Origin of the sequence: Agromyces binzhouensis (genome assembly GCF_042672355.1) — a bacterium.
Lineage (GTDB): Bacteria > Actinomycetota > Actinomycetes > Actinomycetales > Microbacteriaceae > Agromyces > Agromyces binzhouensis.
On record NZ_JBHXVJ010000010.1, the window covers coordinates 127358 to 141812 of the forward strand.

The window sequence follows — 14455 nt, forward strand, 5'->3', positions numbered from 1 at the left end:
GCGATCCCCCACGCGGTCCACTCGATCGCGAGCGACCTCCCGGCCCTTCCCCGGTGCACGGTCCCTCACCATGAGAGACGGCATCGGCGGCGGATCATGACGCGACTTCGCGCGATCCGCCGCCGGAAGCCGGTCGGCGGGCACCGCGTTTCGTCGTTCCCCCGCCCATCTGGTGGAATGAGCGGGACCGCACTGCGGCCCGTCGGCGCGGACCGCCGGCAACCCGAGGCAGCGCAGGCGATCCGGGCGCGCGCCCGCACGAGGAGGACGAGGCACGTGACCCCAGCACGTTCGGCGCCCGCCGACGCCGACCTGATCGCGGCGACCCGCACCGGCGACCGCGAGGCGTACGCCGAGCTCTGGCGACGCCACGAGGCATCCGCCCGCACCGTCGCGCGATCGCACACGACGCTCGACGCCGACGACCTCGTCGCCGAGGCGTTCACGCGGACCTTCGACGCGATCCGGTCGGGCAAGGGCCCGCAGGGGGCGTTCCGCCCGTACCTGTTCGCGACGATCCGGAACACGGCCGCGAGCTGGGGTCGCGCCAACCGGGAGACGCCGCTCGACCACCTCGAGTCGCTGGAGGATCCCGCGTCCGGCGACGCGGCGGCGCTCGAGGCGCTCGACCGGTCGACGACCGCGACGGCGTTCCGGGCGCTGCCCGAGCGATGGCAGGAGGTGCTCTGGTACGCCGAGGTCGAGCGGATGTCGCCGCAGCAGATCGCCCCGCTGCTCGGCATGAGCGCGAACGCGACGGCGGCGCTCGCCTACCGGGCGCGCGAGGGCCTCCGCCAGCAGTGGATCCGGGCGCACCTCGCCGACGCCCACCACGGCCCCGAGTGCGCCTGGACGGTCGACCGCCTCGGCGCGTACATGCGCGGTCGGCTGCGCGCGCGCGACACCGCCAAGGTCGAGGCCCACCTCGACGGCTGCGCGAAGTGCACGGTCGTGGCGGCGGAGGCGCGCGAGGTCGGCATGCGGCTCGCCCTGGTCCTGCTCCCGCTCGCCGCCGGGTCGGCCGCGGCCACCGCGTACACGGCCTGGCTCGGCACGACGGCCCCGGTCGCGACGACGGCGGCGGCCGCGACCGGGATCGGCGCGGCGGGCAGCGCCTCGGCGGCCGGTGCGGACGTGATCGCCGGGACCACGGTCGGGGGCGCCGGCCACGCCGCCGGAACCGCGGGGGGCGGGGCTGCGGCGAGCGCGGCGTCCGGCACGAGCGCCGCGGTCGCCGTCGGCGCCGGCGTCGGCGGCGCGGTGCTGGTCGCCGCCACCGCGGTCGCGCTGTTCGTGCTGCCGCAGGTCGCGCCGACGGATGCCGCGCCGGGACAGGGGTCGACGTCGATCGCCCTCGAGGCGCCCGACGAACCGGAGCCCGCGCCGATCGGGCCGGTACCGGATGGCGCGCCGGCGCCGCCCGAGGCGGAGGCGGCGCCCGTCGACCCGCCCGTCGAGCCGGAGCCCGCGCTCGACCCCGCGCCGGTGCCGGCGCCCGCGCCCGCGCCGGCGGTCGTCGCCGAGTCGGAGGAGGTCCCCGAACCGTCTCCGGAGCCCGAGCCGCCCGTCGAGCCTGCGCCCGTCGCCGAGCTCGGGCTGGTCGTCGACGCGCACGGCTCGAGCCTCACGGTCTCGCTCGCGGGCGAGCCGCGTGCCGAGGTCGAACTGCTCGCCGACGGAGTCCCGTTCGCGACGGTGGTGCTCGACGAATCGGGCCTCGCCGTCGTCGAGTACCTTGCGCCCGCGAACCACAAGTGGACCGCGACGGCGCGCTACGCCTGAACCGGCGCGCGCGCCCGCAGGGCTTACGCCTCGACGACGCGCGCGCGGGCGCGCTCCGCGCGCGAGGTGCGCACCATGACGAGCATCGCCACCACGAGCAGCACCGCGTAGGCGACCGGCACCGCACCCACGCCGACGGCGTCGAACAGCACCGCGCCGACGAGTGCGCCGCCGCCGATGCCGACGTTGAAGGCGGTCGTGTAGAGGGCGCTCGCGGCATCCCGGCGCTCGGGCGGCGCGGCCTGGAGCAGCCGCGTCTGCAGCAGCGGCGGGATGGCGCCGAAGGCGAAGCCCCACACCGTGTAGGCGATGATCGCCGGCCAGAGCCCCGGCTCGGCCGCGATCACGAGGAGCGCGACGGCGAGCAGCAGCATGGCGCCGACGAGCGCGCGGACGCTGTCGCGCGCGATCGGACTGCCGGCGACGAGGAGGCCCGCGGCACCGGCGAGCCCCGACGCGAACAGCAGCGGGGCGACCGCCGCGGAGGAGGCGCCGACGACGTCGGTGAGCAACGGGGCGACGTAGGTGAGGGCCGCGTACTGGCCGATCATCACGACGGCGGTGACGACGCTCACGGCGACGACCCCGCGCATGCTGCGACGGCCCGCGAGGATCGCGGTCGCGGTGGACGCGGTGGCCGTCGCGTCGGCCCCGCGCTCGGCGGCCTCCCTCGACGGCGCGGTCGAGGCGTCGGCCGGGAGCACCGCTCGTACGACCACGGCGCCCGCGAGCGTGAGGGCGGCGATGACGCCGAACGCCCAACGCCAGCCGACGGCCTGGCCGAGCGCGGTGGCGAGCGGCACGCCCGCGATGAGCGCGAGGGTTCCGCCGCCGAGCACGACGGACACCGCGCGGCCGAGGTGGCGTTCGCCGACGAGTCGGGCGGGGTAGGCGCCGACGAGCGCCCAGAACAGGCCGTGCGCGACGCCGCCGACGATGCGGAAGGCGACGAGCTGGCCGTACTCGGGGACGAGCGCCGAGGCGGCGGTCGAGAGCCCGAGCACGACGAGCACGATCGTGATCAGCGTGCGCCGGGGCATCCGCTTGAGCAGCGCCGTGAGCGGCGTCGAGGTCACGACGACCGTGAAGGCGAAGACCGAGACGAGCAGGCCCACGAGGGGTGCGCCGACGCCCAGGTCGGCGCTCATCTCGGGGAGCAGCCCGGTGGGCAGCATCTCGATGGTGATGGACAGGAAGACGGCCGCGGCGAGGGCGAGGAGCGCACGCCAGGGCATGGCTCCGGTCGCGCCGGCGCGCGGCGATGAGGTGATCGGCATGAGGAAGGTCATCCGACGGCGTTCCCCGCTCGCGGCACTGCCTGCGGCGGGTCGACTACGCGCTCACGTGCGCGCCCGGGGCCGACGGTGTCCGTACGACCGCGTCCAGTGTAGCGGGCGCGACCTGCGTATTCGCCGGGCGGTACGCTGGCCCGATGAGCACGGAGGCCGAGCCGCACAGCCCGCACCTGTCCCACTGGGTCGTCACGCTGAGCTGCACCGACGGGCCGGGGATCGTGCACGCGGTGAGCGGTGCGATCGTCGCGGCGCGCGGCAACATCACCGAGAGCCAGCAGTTCGCGAGCCACGACACCGGCCGGTTCTTCATGCGCGTGCAGGTCGAGTCGCCAGCCGACCGCACCGAGTTCGAGGCCGCGCTCGCGCCGGTGATCGAGCGGTGGAGCATGGAGCTGCACCTCGACGAGGTCGGCCGTCCGCTGCGCACGCTCGTGCTCGCGTCGACCGCGGGCCACTGCGTGAACGACCTGCTGTTCCGCCAGCGCGGCGGGCAGCTGCCGGTCGAGATCCCCCTCGTGCTCTCCAACCACGGCACCCTGCGCGACCTGGTCGACTTCTACGGCGTGCCGTTCGAGTCGGCGCCCGTCACCTCGCCCGAGACCAAGGCCGAGTTCGAGCGGCGCATCCTCGAGGCGGTCGACGAGCACGACATCGAGCTCGTGGTGCTCGCGCGCTACATGCAGATCCTCTCCCCCGAGCTGTGCGATGCGCTCGCCGGCCGATGCATCAACATCCACCACTCGTTCCTGCCCGGCTTCAAGGGCGCGAACCCGTACCGCCAGGCGCACGCCCGCGGGGTGAAGCTCATCGGCGCCACGGCGCACTTCGTCACGAGCGACCTCGACGAGGGCCCGATCATCGAGCAGAACGTCGTGCGCGTGGAGCACTCGCGATCGGTCGCCGAGCTCGTCGCGATCGGCCAGGACGAGGAGAGCCGCACCCTCTCGCAGGCGGTGAAGTGGTTCGCCGAGCGGCGCGTGCTGCTCGACGGGCAGCGCACGGTCATCTTCCGCTGAATCGCCCGCCCGATTCGGCGCGCGCCGGCGCGCGCAGGACGGCGCGGCGTCAGTCGCGGAACTCGCGGCGCCCGTTGATCACGCCGCTGACCGCGGCCACGACGGCGAACACGACGGCCACGACCGGCTGGCCCATGATCCACCACGCGATCGCCGCGGTCGAGAACACGGCGATCTCGACGAGCGCCTTGACGAACGGGTCGACGTCGAAGACCGCCTTCGGCGAGCGGAACAGGCCCCAGAGCAGGATCGCGAGCAGCGGCAGGCCGATGCCGAGGAGCACGCCCGGCCACGGCAGCGCGAACGCGACGAACCCGAAGATGCCGAGTGTCACGATGGCGAAGATCTCGAGCAGGAAGCGCAGCAGGTCGTTCACGCCGACCTTCGGGGTCGGCTCGGGGGTGGCGTCGTTCACGAGGTTCAAGCCTAATCCGGCCCGACGGACGCCGACGCCGCGGCATCCGTCGGGGGATGCCGCGGCGCGCTGCCGTCCGGGTGACGCCGGGGCTCAGCCCACCGGCGCCGTGTCCCGTCCGGCGGCGACCTCGGGCTCGGCGTCGGTGGCGTCGCCGGACTGCCGCTCGGACGCGACGAGTTCCTCGTCGGCGTGCGCCGCCTCGGCGTCGGGCTCGGCGCCGCCGGCGGTGCGGAAGTGGCCGATGAGCGAGAGCAGGATGCCGCCGGCCGCCCAGGCCGCGAGCACGAGCCACGGGAACGCCGTCGGTGCGTCCGGGAAGTAGCTGAGGTCGCGGAGCAGGGTTGCCGCCGCGCCCGGCGGGAACCACTGGCCGATCGCGCCCCACGGCTCCGCGAGGAACTGGACGGGCACGGCGGCCGCCGAGATCGGGTTCGCGACGAGGACGAAGAGCACGGCGCCGACGCCGATGCCCGCGCGGCCCATGAGGGCGACGAGGCCGGTGATGGGCGCGGCGATCGCGGCCAGCGCGAGCGAGATCGCGGCGGCGTTCAGCCAGTAGTCGCCCTGCAGTGCCCCGAACCAGCCCTGCAGGATGCCGGCGAGCACGAGGCCGCCCGCGACCGCGTAGGCGGTGACGGCGGCGACCCGGCGCATGGCGCCGATCACGGCGAGCGAGATCGCGATGCCTCCGAGCATTCCGCCGAGGACCAGCGGGAACATCGCGACGGCGAGCCCTGAGCCGGTCGGGTCGCTGTCGGCGAGCGGGACGACGTCGGTGACCGTCACCGTGACCGTGGGGAACTCGGGCACGGACGGCGTGCCGGGCTGGGTGCCGCCGCCCTGGCCGGTCGCCTGCGCGACGGCGGCCTGCACGGCGTCGGCGAGCACCTGCTGGAGCTGCCCGGGGAGGGCGGCGCGGACCTGTTCGTCGATGCCGGCCTGCAGTTCGGCGGCGAGGCCGCGGAGGTTCTGCGCGACGGCAGGGCTCGCGGCGGTGGCGATGAGCACCTCGGGCGCGTCGGTCGGAGCGTCGCCGAGGACGATCGCGCCGTAGGCCTCGCGGGTCCGGATCGCGGCGACGGCCGCGTCGCGGTCGTCGTACCGCTCGAGCGCGATCGCGCCCTCGGCCTCGTCGGCGACGCGCTCCTCGACCTGCGTCACCGCCGCGTCGGGACCGACGACGCCGACGGGCAGGTCCTTGGGCTCGGCGGTGACCGAGGGCCAGGCGAACGCGAGCAGGATGACGCCGACGACGAGTGAGAGGACGGCGCCGATGCCGATGGCGCGGCCGATCGGCGTGCGGTGCGTGGTGTGGGAGGACATGAGCGGCTCCTTCATAAAAAACGAATGCTCGTTCTTTATAATGGACCCGCGACGTAGGATCGTCAAGCGACGGGAGGAGAGCCGATGCCCAAGGTGAGCGACGAGTACCGCGCGGCGCGCCGCGAGGAGATCCTCGACGTCGCCCTCAGGTGCTTCGCCGAGCGCGGGTACGCGAAGACGTCGATCGCCGACCTCGTCGAGGCGACCGGACTCTCGGCCGGCGCGATCTACGGCAACTTCCCCGACGGCAAGAAGGAGCTGTTCGCCGCGGCGGCGGCACGCGTGCTCGAGTCGCGACGCATCGAACTCGCCGAACGCCGCCGGGACGGCGGCCCGCTCTCACCCGGCGAGGTCGTCGCGACGCTGCTCGGAGGCATCCGCAACGAGCCCTTCAGCGCAGTCCTCCCCCAGCTGTGGTCGGAGGCGATCGTCGACCGGGAGATCCGCGATCTCGTGCAGGTCGTGTTCCTGCGCCTGCGCACCGCGATCGGCGCGCAGCTGGCCGAGTGGGGGCGCGCGCACCCCGACCGCGTCGACGGCGACCCGGCCGCCTGGGCGGAACGCGTCACCCCGGTCGTCCTGAGCGCCGCACCGGGATTCGTCCTGCAGCGCGCCCTCCTCGACGACTTCGACGAGGACGCCTACCTCGCCGCGCTCGGCGAGGCGCTGGTCCACTGACCCGCGAGCGACCCGTCCCGGTCGCGTCTCGCCCATGGCGACCGGCGGACGCCGCGGCATCCGCCGGTCGCGGTCAGATGCCCTGCCAGTCGGGCTTGTTCGCCCAGGCGTGACGGTAGTAGCCCGCGTGCTCGAGCCGCGACGCGGCCGCCTCGTCGACGATGACCGTCGCGTGCGGGTGCAGCTGGATCGCGGAGCCGGGCTGGCTCGCGGAGACCGGACCCTCGACCGCCGCGGCGATCGCCTCGGCCTTGGCCCCGCCGAAGGCGAGCAGCACGAGGTGGCGCGCGCGGAGGATCGTGCCGATCCCCTGCGTGATGCAGTGCATCGGGACGTCCTCGATCGAGTCGAAGAACCGCGCGTTGTCGACGCGGGTCTGCTCGGTGAGCGTCTTCACGCGCGTGCGCGAGGCGAGCGAGGAACCGGGCTCGTTGAAGCCGATGTGCCCGGTCCGGCCGATGCCGAGGACCTGCAGGTCGACGCCCCCGGCGACCTCGATCGCCGCCTCGTAGTCCTCGGCCGCGGTGCGGATGGTCGCCGGATCGCCGTTCGGCACGCGGATGAGCTCCGGCGTCAGGCCGAGCGGCTCGACCACCTCGCGCGTGATCACCTGGCGGTAGCCCTCCGGGTGCCCCGCGGGCAGCCCCACGTACTCGTCGAGCGCGAAGCCGCGCACGCCGGCGACCGCGATGCCCTCGGCATCGATGCGACGCGCGAGCGCACGATAGGTGCTGAGCGGCGTCGAGCCCGTGGCCAGGCCGAGCACGGCGTCGGCACGCGCGCGCAGCAGGTCCGCGATGGCGGATGCCGCGAGCTCGCCGGCCTCCTCCTCGTCACGGACGATCACGACCTCTGCCATGCCGGCTCCTCCACTTCCTCTCCGATCAGGGCGGCGCCGACGGCGGCCGCCGGGAAGCCGCGCGGGATGACCTGCACCCGGCGGGGCAGGTCGAGCGACGCGAGGAACGCGGAGTCCTCGGCCCACGCCGCGAGCACGCGCCGCGTGCCGCCCAGCAGCCGATCGCCGAGCGCCGCGAGTCCGCCGCCGATCACGATGTCGTCGACGTCGGTCGTGAGCGCGAGCAGGCGCACCGCCGAGGCCACGCCCACCAGGAAGCGCTCGCGCACCGCGACGGCGTCGGGCTGGCCGGCATCCGCGCGGTCGAACAGGTCGATCGCCGGGTACCGGTGCACCCCGGGCCACTGCGACGCGAGCGCCGAACCCGACGCCAGCGTCTCGAGGCAGCCGCGCTGCCCGCAGGCGCACTGCTCCCCCGCCGGGTCGACCGGGATGTGCCCGATCTCGCCCGCGACACCGCGGCCTCCGCGCAGCAGGTGCCCGTCCAGGACGATGCCCGCCGCGAGCCCGGTGCCGAGGTTCAGGTACGCCATGGAGTGGGCGCGGATGCCGTCGGCCACGCCGAGCAGGTGGTGCGCTCCGAGCGCCGCCGCCTTCACGTCGTTCTCGATCCGGACCTCGACGCCGAGCCGGTCCGCGAGCCGCGGACCGAGGTCGAGGCCCTCGAGGCCGAGATTCACCGCGTGGGTGACGCGGCCCGTCGCCGAGTCGACCGAACCGGGGATGCCGATGCCGATCGACTGGAACGCGCGGGCGTCGACGCCGGCGAGCTCCGACATCCGCTCGACCGTGCGGAGCGCCGTCGCGACGACCGCCTCCGCCCCGAACCCCGTCGGCATGCGGACCTGGTCGCTGAGCTCGCCGTCGGCGCCGATCGCGACGGCCGCGGTCTTGGTCCCGCCGATGTCGATCCCGAGCCTCACGACACCTCCGCCGTGGCGGTCAGCGCGTCCTGCACGAGCTCGGCGAACGTCGCGGCGACGCCGCGCGAGGCGCCGAACGTCGCGATGTCGGCGAACGCGAGGTCCTCGCTCGGCCAGCCCACGTCGACCGTCACCACGTCGGCGCGCGCCGCGCGCAGGCGCTCGATCGCGTCGACCGCGAAGGCGTGCCGGTGCAGGTCCTTGCCGATGACGACGACGGGTCCGGCGAGCGCGGCCGGGTCGGGCAGCGGGGTCGCGGCGTCGAGTCGGGTCTCAGCGGCGTCCGTCAGCCAGGCCGGTGCGGGGCGCTCGGGGTCGGTCGCCGCGACGAGGGCGAAGGGTCCCCACGGGACGCCGCCGACGGCGATGTTCGCGACAGTCTCGACGCGGACGATCGTGCCGACCGAACCGGTCGCGCAGAGCCGATCGAGCGCACCGGGCGCGACGTGGAACGATGCCGCGACGCGGCCGGCGAGACCTGCGGGCAGGCCGAGCGGCAGCCCGACCCCGGGAACAGCGGATGCCGCGGCCCCGCCGGTCGGCCGTGCGACGGCCGCGAGCCCGCGAACCCGGGCCGCGGCATCCGCCACGCGCTCCGGGGCCAGCCGGCCCGAGGCGACGGCGTCGGCGATCGCCTGCGCGATCGCCTCCATCTGCTCGCCCGTGTTGTCGGTGCCGATGCACAGCAGGTCGCAGCCGGCGGCGAGCGCGAGCACGGCAGCCTCGGGGATGCCGCGCCCGCCGCTCGCCCCGGCCATGTCGAGGGCGTCGGACACGATGACGCCCTCGTACCCGAGCTCCCCGCGGAGCAGGCCGTGCAGGATGCGGGGAGACAGGGTGGCGGGGTGCTCCGCGTCGAGCTGCGGGAGCAGGATGTGGGAGGTCATGATCGAGCGCGTCCCGACCGCGATCGCGGCGCGGAACGGCGCGAGCTCGCGCTCCTGCAGGGCCTCCAGCGGCAGGTCGACGACCGGGAGCGCCAGGTGCGAGTCGGTGGCGGTGTCGCCGTGCCCGGGGAAGTGCTTCGCGCTCGCGTCGACGCCCGCCGACTGCACGCCCTCGACCCACGCCGCCGTGTGCCGTGCGACGAGGCCGGGTTCGGCGCCGAAGCTGCGCACGCCGATGACCGGGTTCTGCGCGTTGGAGTTGATGTCGGCGTCGGGCGCGAAGGTCATGGTGCACCCGACCGCGACGAGCGCCTCGCCCACCGCGCGACCGACGGCGCGGGTCAGCTCGAGGTCGTCGATGCGACCGAGCACCGCGTTGCCGGGATACGGCGCGCCGCGGTCGAAGAACAGGCGCGTGACGTCACCGCCCTCCTCGTCGATCGCGACGACCGCGAGCGGGTTGGCCGCGCGGAGCTCCGCCGTGAGGCCGGCCAGCTGCGCGGGCGAGACCACGTTCGAGCCGAAGACGCACACGCCCCCGAGGCCCTCGGCCATCAGGTCGAGCAGCCACCCGGGCGCCTCGGGCCCGGCGAAGCCCGGCAGCAGGGTCGTGAGGATGTCGCGGCGCAGGTCCTGCCCGTCGCCGCCCCGGATCACGTCGTTCATCCCTTGACCGCTCCGCTCACGAGTCCGCTCGTCATCCGGCCCTGGACGATGAGGAAGAAGACGATGACCGGGATCGCCATGAGCGTCGAACCGGCCATGATGGCCGCCCAGTTGGTCGTGCCGTTCGCCACCAGGAAGGTGCGCAGCCACACGGGCAGCGTCATCATCTCGGGTCGGGCGTTCAGCACGAGCGCGATCACGAACTCGTTCCACGCCTGGATGAACCCGAAGACGCCGGTCGCGACGAGGCCGGGCGCGAGCAGCGGGAACGTGACCCGCCAGAAGGCGCCGGCCCTGGAGCATCCGTCGATCATGGCCGCCTCCTCGAGGTCGGCCGGCACGCCGTTGACGAAGCCGCGGAGGGTCCAGATCGTGAACGGCAGCACGGTCGCGACGTAGACGATGGTCAGGCCGATCAGCGTGTTCAGGAGGTGCCATCCGTCGATCACCCGGAAGATGGAGACGATCATCGCCTCGCCCGGGATCATCTGGATCACGAGGATCATGACGATGAACCCGCGCCGGCTCTTGAACCGGAACCGCGTCACCGCGATCGCCGCCAGGAACGCGAAGACCAGCGCGACGACCACCGTGGTGAGCGTCACGACGAGCGAGTTCACCGCGGCCGGCGCGAACGGGGTGCGGCCCGGATCGAACAGCACCGTGGCGTAGTTGCGGAGCGTGAAGTTGTCGGGCCAGAAGTGAATGTCGGAGCCCCGGACCTCGTTGTTCGGCTGGAACGAGGTGTTCACCATCCAGTAGACCGGGAATGCGAACAGCGCGAACAGCACGACCGACAGAGCGCTCCAGAGCGCGGTCGAGAGTCGGTTGCGGACCCCGCGACGGCGCGGGGCGAGGTCGCGGGAGGCACCCGCGCGCGCGGTGCGCGGTGCGGTGGCGGTGGTGGCGCTCACAGCTCCTCCTCCTTGATGGTCTGTCGGACGTAGTAGAGGGAGACGGTCATCAGGATGATCGCCGTGATCACCGCGATCGCACCGCCGGTGCCGAAGTCGCCGCCCGCGATCGAGACCTGGTAGATGTACACGCCGAGCGTATTGGTCAGGGCACGGATGCCCCCGATGTCCTGCAGCGCGAAGATCTGCGTGAACACCTTGAGGTCCCAGATGATCTGCAGGATCGTCGTGATGAGGAAGATCGGCTTGAGGTACGGGAACGTGATCAGCCGGAAGCGCTTGAACGCGCCGGCCCCGTCGAGCTGGGCCGCCTCGAGCACCTCCTCGGGCACCTGGGTGAGGCCGGCGTACAGGGTGAAGGCGACGAACGGGACGGCGCCCCAGACGATGATGATGCCGGCGACGAGGAAGAAGCTGAGCGGGTCGATGAGCCACGAGTGCTGGCGGAACTCCTCGAGGCCGAAGCCGTTCACGAGGACCGAGTTGATGATGCCGTAGTCGGTGTCGAACATCCAGCCCCAGACGATGGTCGCCGACAGCGGCGGCATCGCCCACGCCAGCAGCATGCCGATCGAGAGCAGGAGCCGGAAGCCCTTGGGCAGGCGCTGCAGCAGGAGCGCCATGAGCGTGCCGAGGACCATCGTGGACACGACGCACACGGCCGCGAAGACGAGGCTGCGGCCGAGGACCTCGTAGAAGGTGGGGTCCGTGAGGACGTCGACGTAGTTCTCGAACCAGACCCAGGTGGGCGGGGCGCCGAAGACCTGGGCGCGGCCGAACTCCTGCATCGAGGTGATGAGCAGCTGGATCAGGGGCCAGCCGACGATCGCCGCGAGCACGAGCGAGGCGGGAACGAGGAGGGCGTACGGGGTGAGGCCCCCGGCACGGCGGCTGAAGCGACGTCGCTTCGGCGGCTCGACGGGCGGCGGCGTGACGATGCGTTCGCCGTCGACCGCGCTCACGGCCGGGGGGAGGCCGGTGTCGGTGGTGGTCATGTGGGGCTCCTGCGTCTGACGGCGAGGGTGTGGATGCCGCGGGCGTGGCCCGCTCGTGGTGCCGGGCCGGCAGCGTGTGTGGGGCGCTGCCGGCCCGGGGCCCGGTGGGGAGTCGGTGCGGCCGCGTCGCGTCGGGGGCGCGGCCGCACCGTGGGGAGGGACTAGCCGTTGAGGATGTCCTCGATCTGCTGGTCGGCCTCCTCGGCGAGCTGGGCGACGTCGCCGCCCTGCGCGATGTTGACGAAGAGGTCCTGCAGGATTCCTGCAGCCTCGACGTCGGCCCACTTCGGCGAGGCCGGGGTGAGCTTGGCGTTGCCGGCCGCGGCCGAGATCGCCTGGGCGACCTCGTCGGTGCCGACCGTGTCGCCGAGCGAGAGCTTCGCCGGCACGAGGCCGTTCTCGCCGTAGATCGTCTGGAACTCGTCCGAGAGGATGATCTTCAGCGCGTCGAGGGCGAGCTCCGGGTGCTTCGTGTTGGCGGAGATGCCGATGTTCGAGCCGCCGGCGAAGACCTGGGCCGCGTCGCCGTCAGCGCCAGGGAGCGCGTAGACGCCGAGGTTCTCCTCCTGGTCGGGGCAGCCGGGGGTCTCGGCGTCCTCGGGGGCGAGGATCGACCACTTGACCCAGGCCGGAGCCGCGAGCTGCAGCGACGTGCCGTCGCAGAAGCCGACCTGCGGGTTCGACTCGTTGGCGTCCTTCGGGGCGCGCGAGGCCTCGGTCATGACCTTCTGGACCATCTCGAGGCCCTCGATCGACTCGGCCGAGCTGAGCTGTGCGTCCCACTCCTCGCCGTCCGGCACTGCGACCTCGCCGCCGGCCTCCCAGATGTAGGGCAGCGCGGCGTACCAGTTCTGGCCGGGCCACCAGACGCCCGACTTGTCGGGGTTGTCGTTCGCGAGCTGGATGGCCTGGTCGACGTACTGGTCGAGCGAGGTCGGGACCTCGATGCCCGACGCGGCGAAGGCGTCCTTCTTGTAGAAGACGAGGGAGGAGCCGGAGTAGAGCGGCGCCGCGTAGAACTTCTCGTCGTACGAGCCGACCTCGACGAAGCCGGGGAGCAGGTCGTCGCCGCCGAGCTCGTCGTAGTGGTCGGTGAGGTCCATGAAGGCGCCCGCCGAGGTGAAGGCCGGGGCCTGCGTGTTGCCCACCTCGACGACGTCGGGGCTGTCGGAGCCGGAGAGGCTCGTGGTCAGGCGGTCCACGAGGCCGTCCCACGACTGCTCCTCGATGACGAGCGTGGAGCCGGGGTGCTCCTCCTCGAAGGTCTCGACGAGCAGCTCGCGCGCCGCGTCGGGGGTGTCGGTGCCGACGAGCCAGACGCGGATCTCCGCGCCCTCCTCGGAGGCCGCGTCGCCTCCGGTGGTGGCGCACCCGGCGAGGGTCAGCGCAGCCGCGGCGCCGAGCGCCACGATGCCGAGGTTCCTCATTGCGTGGTTTCCTTTCGTAGGGGGAAGGTGGGAGCGGGGGTGCTGCCACCCGTGGTGCAGGGGGTTGGGGCCTAGGAGACCCCGAGTTGGCCGGAGAGGACCATGACGGCCGCCCCGCGCAGGACGATGTCCTGCCCGTGCGCGGTCATCCGGAGCCTCAGTTCCCGGTGGTGTTCCGTCATCGTCCGGTTCCGGACCGTCTCGACGGCCGCCTCGAGCAGCGGGCCGTCAAGCAGTTCCGTCGGTCCGCTGAGGACGACCTCGGAGAGGTTCAGCGCACCGACGACGGGGGCGAGCACGATGCCGAGGCGTCGGCCCGCTTCCCGCAGGGTCTCTTCGCGAGCGGATGCCGCGGCGTCCGCATCGCCGAGTCGTTCGAGCTCGGCGGTGAGTCGGGGCACCGCGAGCCAGGCCTCGAGGCAGCCGTGCTTGCCGCACGCGCACCGCGGCCCGCCGTCGGTGCCGACCACGACGTGGCCGATCTCGCCCGCGGCGCTGCCGGCGCCGAGCACCGGTCGGCCGCCGATGATGAGCCCCGCGCCGACGCCGTGGCCGACCTTGACGAGCACCAGGTCGCCCGGGGCACCGGCGTGCTCGGCGAGGACGGCGACGTTCGCGTCGTTGGCGACGTGCACGGGCAGGTGGAAGGCGGCCTGCAGCCGCTCCTGGAGGGGAAGGTCGGTCCAGCCGAGGTTCGGGGCGGAGCGGACGACGCCGTCGGGACCCACGACGCCCGGCGAGCCGACGCCGATGCCGAGCACCGGTGAGGTCGTGAGGGCGAGCAGGCCGTCGAGGAGCTCGGTGACGAGTTCGACCGCCCGCTCCCCCGTCGCGCCGTCGAGGGCGACCTCCGCCCGGGCGACGGTCGTTCCGTCGAGGTCGAGGACGGCGCCGCGGAAGCGGGTGTGCTCGGAGAGGTCGAGGGCGACCACGTGGTGACCGGCGCGGTCGATGTCGATGAGCGTCGCGGGCTTGCCCGGGCGGGCGTCCTCGCGCTGGCCGAGTTCGACGACGAGGCCCTCGCCGATGAGCTCGGCGACGAGGTCGGAGATGGTCACGCGGGTGAGCCCGGTCTCGCGGGCGATGTCCGCACGGCTCTGCGCGCCCAGGGTGTAGAGCGTCTGCAGGACCAGCGAGCGGTTGTGGCTGCGGGCGTGCTCGGGGAGCACCTTGCCCGAGGTGCGCAGCGCGCGGCCTGCGAAGAGCTGGCCCGCGGCGGCCGTCGGGCTCGCGGGCCCTGCCGGGCGCTCGCTGCCGAGTGCGATGCCTGCG

13 protein-coding genes are annotated in these 14455 nt (G+C 73.6%); 3 read left to right on the forward strand and 10 right to left on the reverse strand.

From position 1 onward, the window contains the following. Positions 1-276: 276 nt before the first annotated feature. Entirely contained in the window at positions 277-1782 is a 1506-nt protein-coding gene (locus ACFVHK_RS16640) for a sigma-70 family RNA polymerase sigma factor (RefSeq protein WP_376929788.1), read from the forward strand. A gap of 23 nt (positions 1783-1805) precedes the next feature. On the opposite strand, the gene ACFVHK_RS16645 is transcribed toward ACFVHK_RS16640, so the two are convergent. Beyond that, the gene (locus tag ACFVHK_RS16645) at positions 1806-3071 is read right to left on the reverse strand and encodes an MFS transporter (protein WP_376929789.1); all 1266 of its coding nucleotides are present in this window, start codon (positions 3069-3071) and stop codon (positions 1806-1808) included. A 143-nt stretch (positions 3072-3214) separates the two neighbouring features. On the opposite strand from ACFVHK_RS16645, the gene purU reads away from it, so the two are divergent. Further along, the gene (gene purU, locus ACFVHK_RS16650; RefSeq protein ID WP_129235836.1) at positions 3215-4093 is read left to right on the forward strand and encodes a formyltetrahydrofolate deformylase; all 879 of its coding nucleotides are present in this window, start codon (positions 3215-3217) and stop codon (positions 4091-4093) included. 49 nt (positions 4094-4142) lie between these two features. Here purU and ACFVHK_RS16655 read toward each other — a convergent pair whose 3' ends face one another. After that, a complete protein-coding gene (locus ACFVHK_RS16655) occupies positions 4143-4508 on the reverse strand; it encodes a YrdB family protein (protein WP_376929790.1) in 366 nt (121 codons plus the stop codon). A gap of 93 nt (positions 4509-4601) precedes the next feature. Further along, positions 4602-5834 (reverse strand): hypothetical protein, encoded by a 1233-nt coding sequence (locus ACFVHK_RS16660; protein ID WP_376929791.1) that lies wholly within the window; start codon positions 5832-5834, stop codon positions 4602-4604. A gap of 84 nt (positions 5835-5918) precedes the next feature. On the opposite strand from ACFVHK_RS16660, the gene ACFVHK_RS16665 reads away from it, so the two are divergent. Beyond that, positions 5919-6512, forward strand: coding sequence for a TetR/AcrR family transcriptional regulator (locus tag ACFVHK_RS16665; RefSeq protein ID WP_376929792.1), 594 nt, complete (start codon positions 5919-5921; stop codon positions 6510-6512). 73 nt (positions 6513-6585) lie between these two features. On the opposite strand, the gene nagB is transcribed toward ACFVHK_RS16665, so the two are convergent. From nagB to ACFVHK_RS16700, 7 genes are all read right to left on the reverse strand, one after another. Further along, on the reverse strand, positions 6586-7371 hold the full coding sequence (gene nagB / locus ACFVHK_RS16670) for a glucosamine-6-phosphate deaminase (protein WP_376929793.1): 786 nt from the start codon (positions 7369-7371) through the stop codon (positions 6586-6588). Continuing rightward, complete coding sequence (locus ACFVHK_RS16675; RefSeq protein ID WP_376929794.1) at positions 7356-8294, reverse strand: ROK family protein; 939 nt, start codon at positions 8292-8294, stop codon at positions 7356-7358. The genes nagB and ACFVHK_RS16675 overlap by 16 nt, the downstream gene beginning before the upstream one ends. Next, on the reverse strand, positions 8291-9847 hold the full coding sequence (locus tag ACFVHK_RS16680) for a glycoside hydrolase family 3 protein (RefSeq protein ID WP_376929795.1): 1557 nt from the start codon (positions 9845-9847) through the stop codon (positions 8291-8293). Before ACFVHK_RS16680 ends, ACFVHK_RS16675 begins: the two co-directional genes overlap by 4 nt. Then, the gene (locus tag ACFVHK_RS16685; RefSeq protein ID WP_376929796.1) at positions 9844-10761 is read right to left on the reverse strand and encodes a carbohydrate ABC transporter permease; all 918 of its coding nucleotides are present in this window, start codon (positions 10759-10761) and stop codon (positions 9844-9846) included. The genes ACFVHK_RS16680 and ACFVHK_RS16685 overlap by 4 nt, the downstream gene beginning before the upstream one ends. Next, positions 10758-11756, reverse strand: coding sequence for a carbohydrate ABC transporter permease (locus ACFVHK_RS16690; RefSeq protein WP_129234799.1), 999 nt, complete (start codon positions 11754-11756; stop codon positions 10758-10760). The genes ACFVHK_RS16685 and ACFVHK_RS16690 overlap by 4 nt, the downstream gene beginning before the upstream one ends. Positions 11757-11917: 161 nt before the next feature. Further along, positions 11918-13183 carry an extracellular solute-binding protein gene (locus ACFVHK_RS16695; RefSeq protein WP_376929797.1) on the reverse strand — a complete coding sequence of 422 codons (1266 nt, stop codon included), beginning with the start codon at positions 13181-13183 and terminating at the stop codon, positions 11918-11920. 71 nt (positions 13184-13254) lie between these two features. Further along, positions 13255-14448: an ROK family transcriptional regulator gene (locus ACFVHK_RS16700; RefSeq protein WP_376929810.1), complete on the reverse strand. Its 1194-nt coding sequence runs from the start codon at positions 14446-14448 to the stop codon at positions 13255-13257. Between the last annotated feature and the right edge of the window lie 7 nt (positions 14449-14455).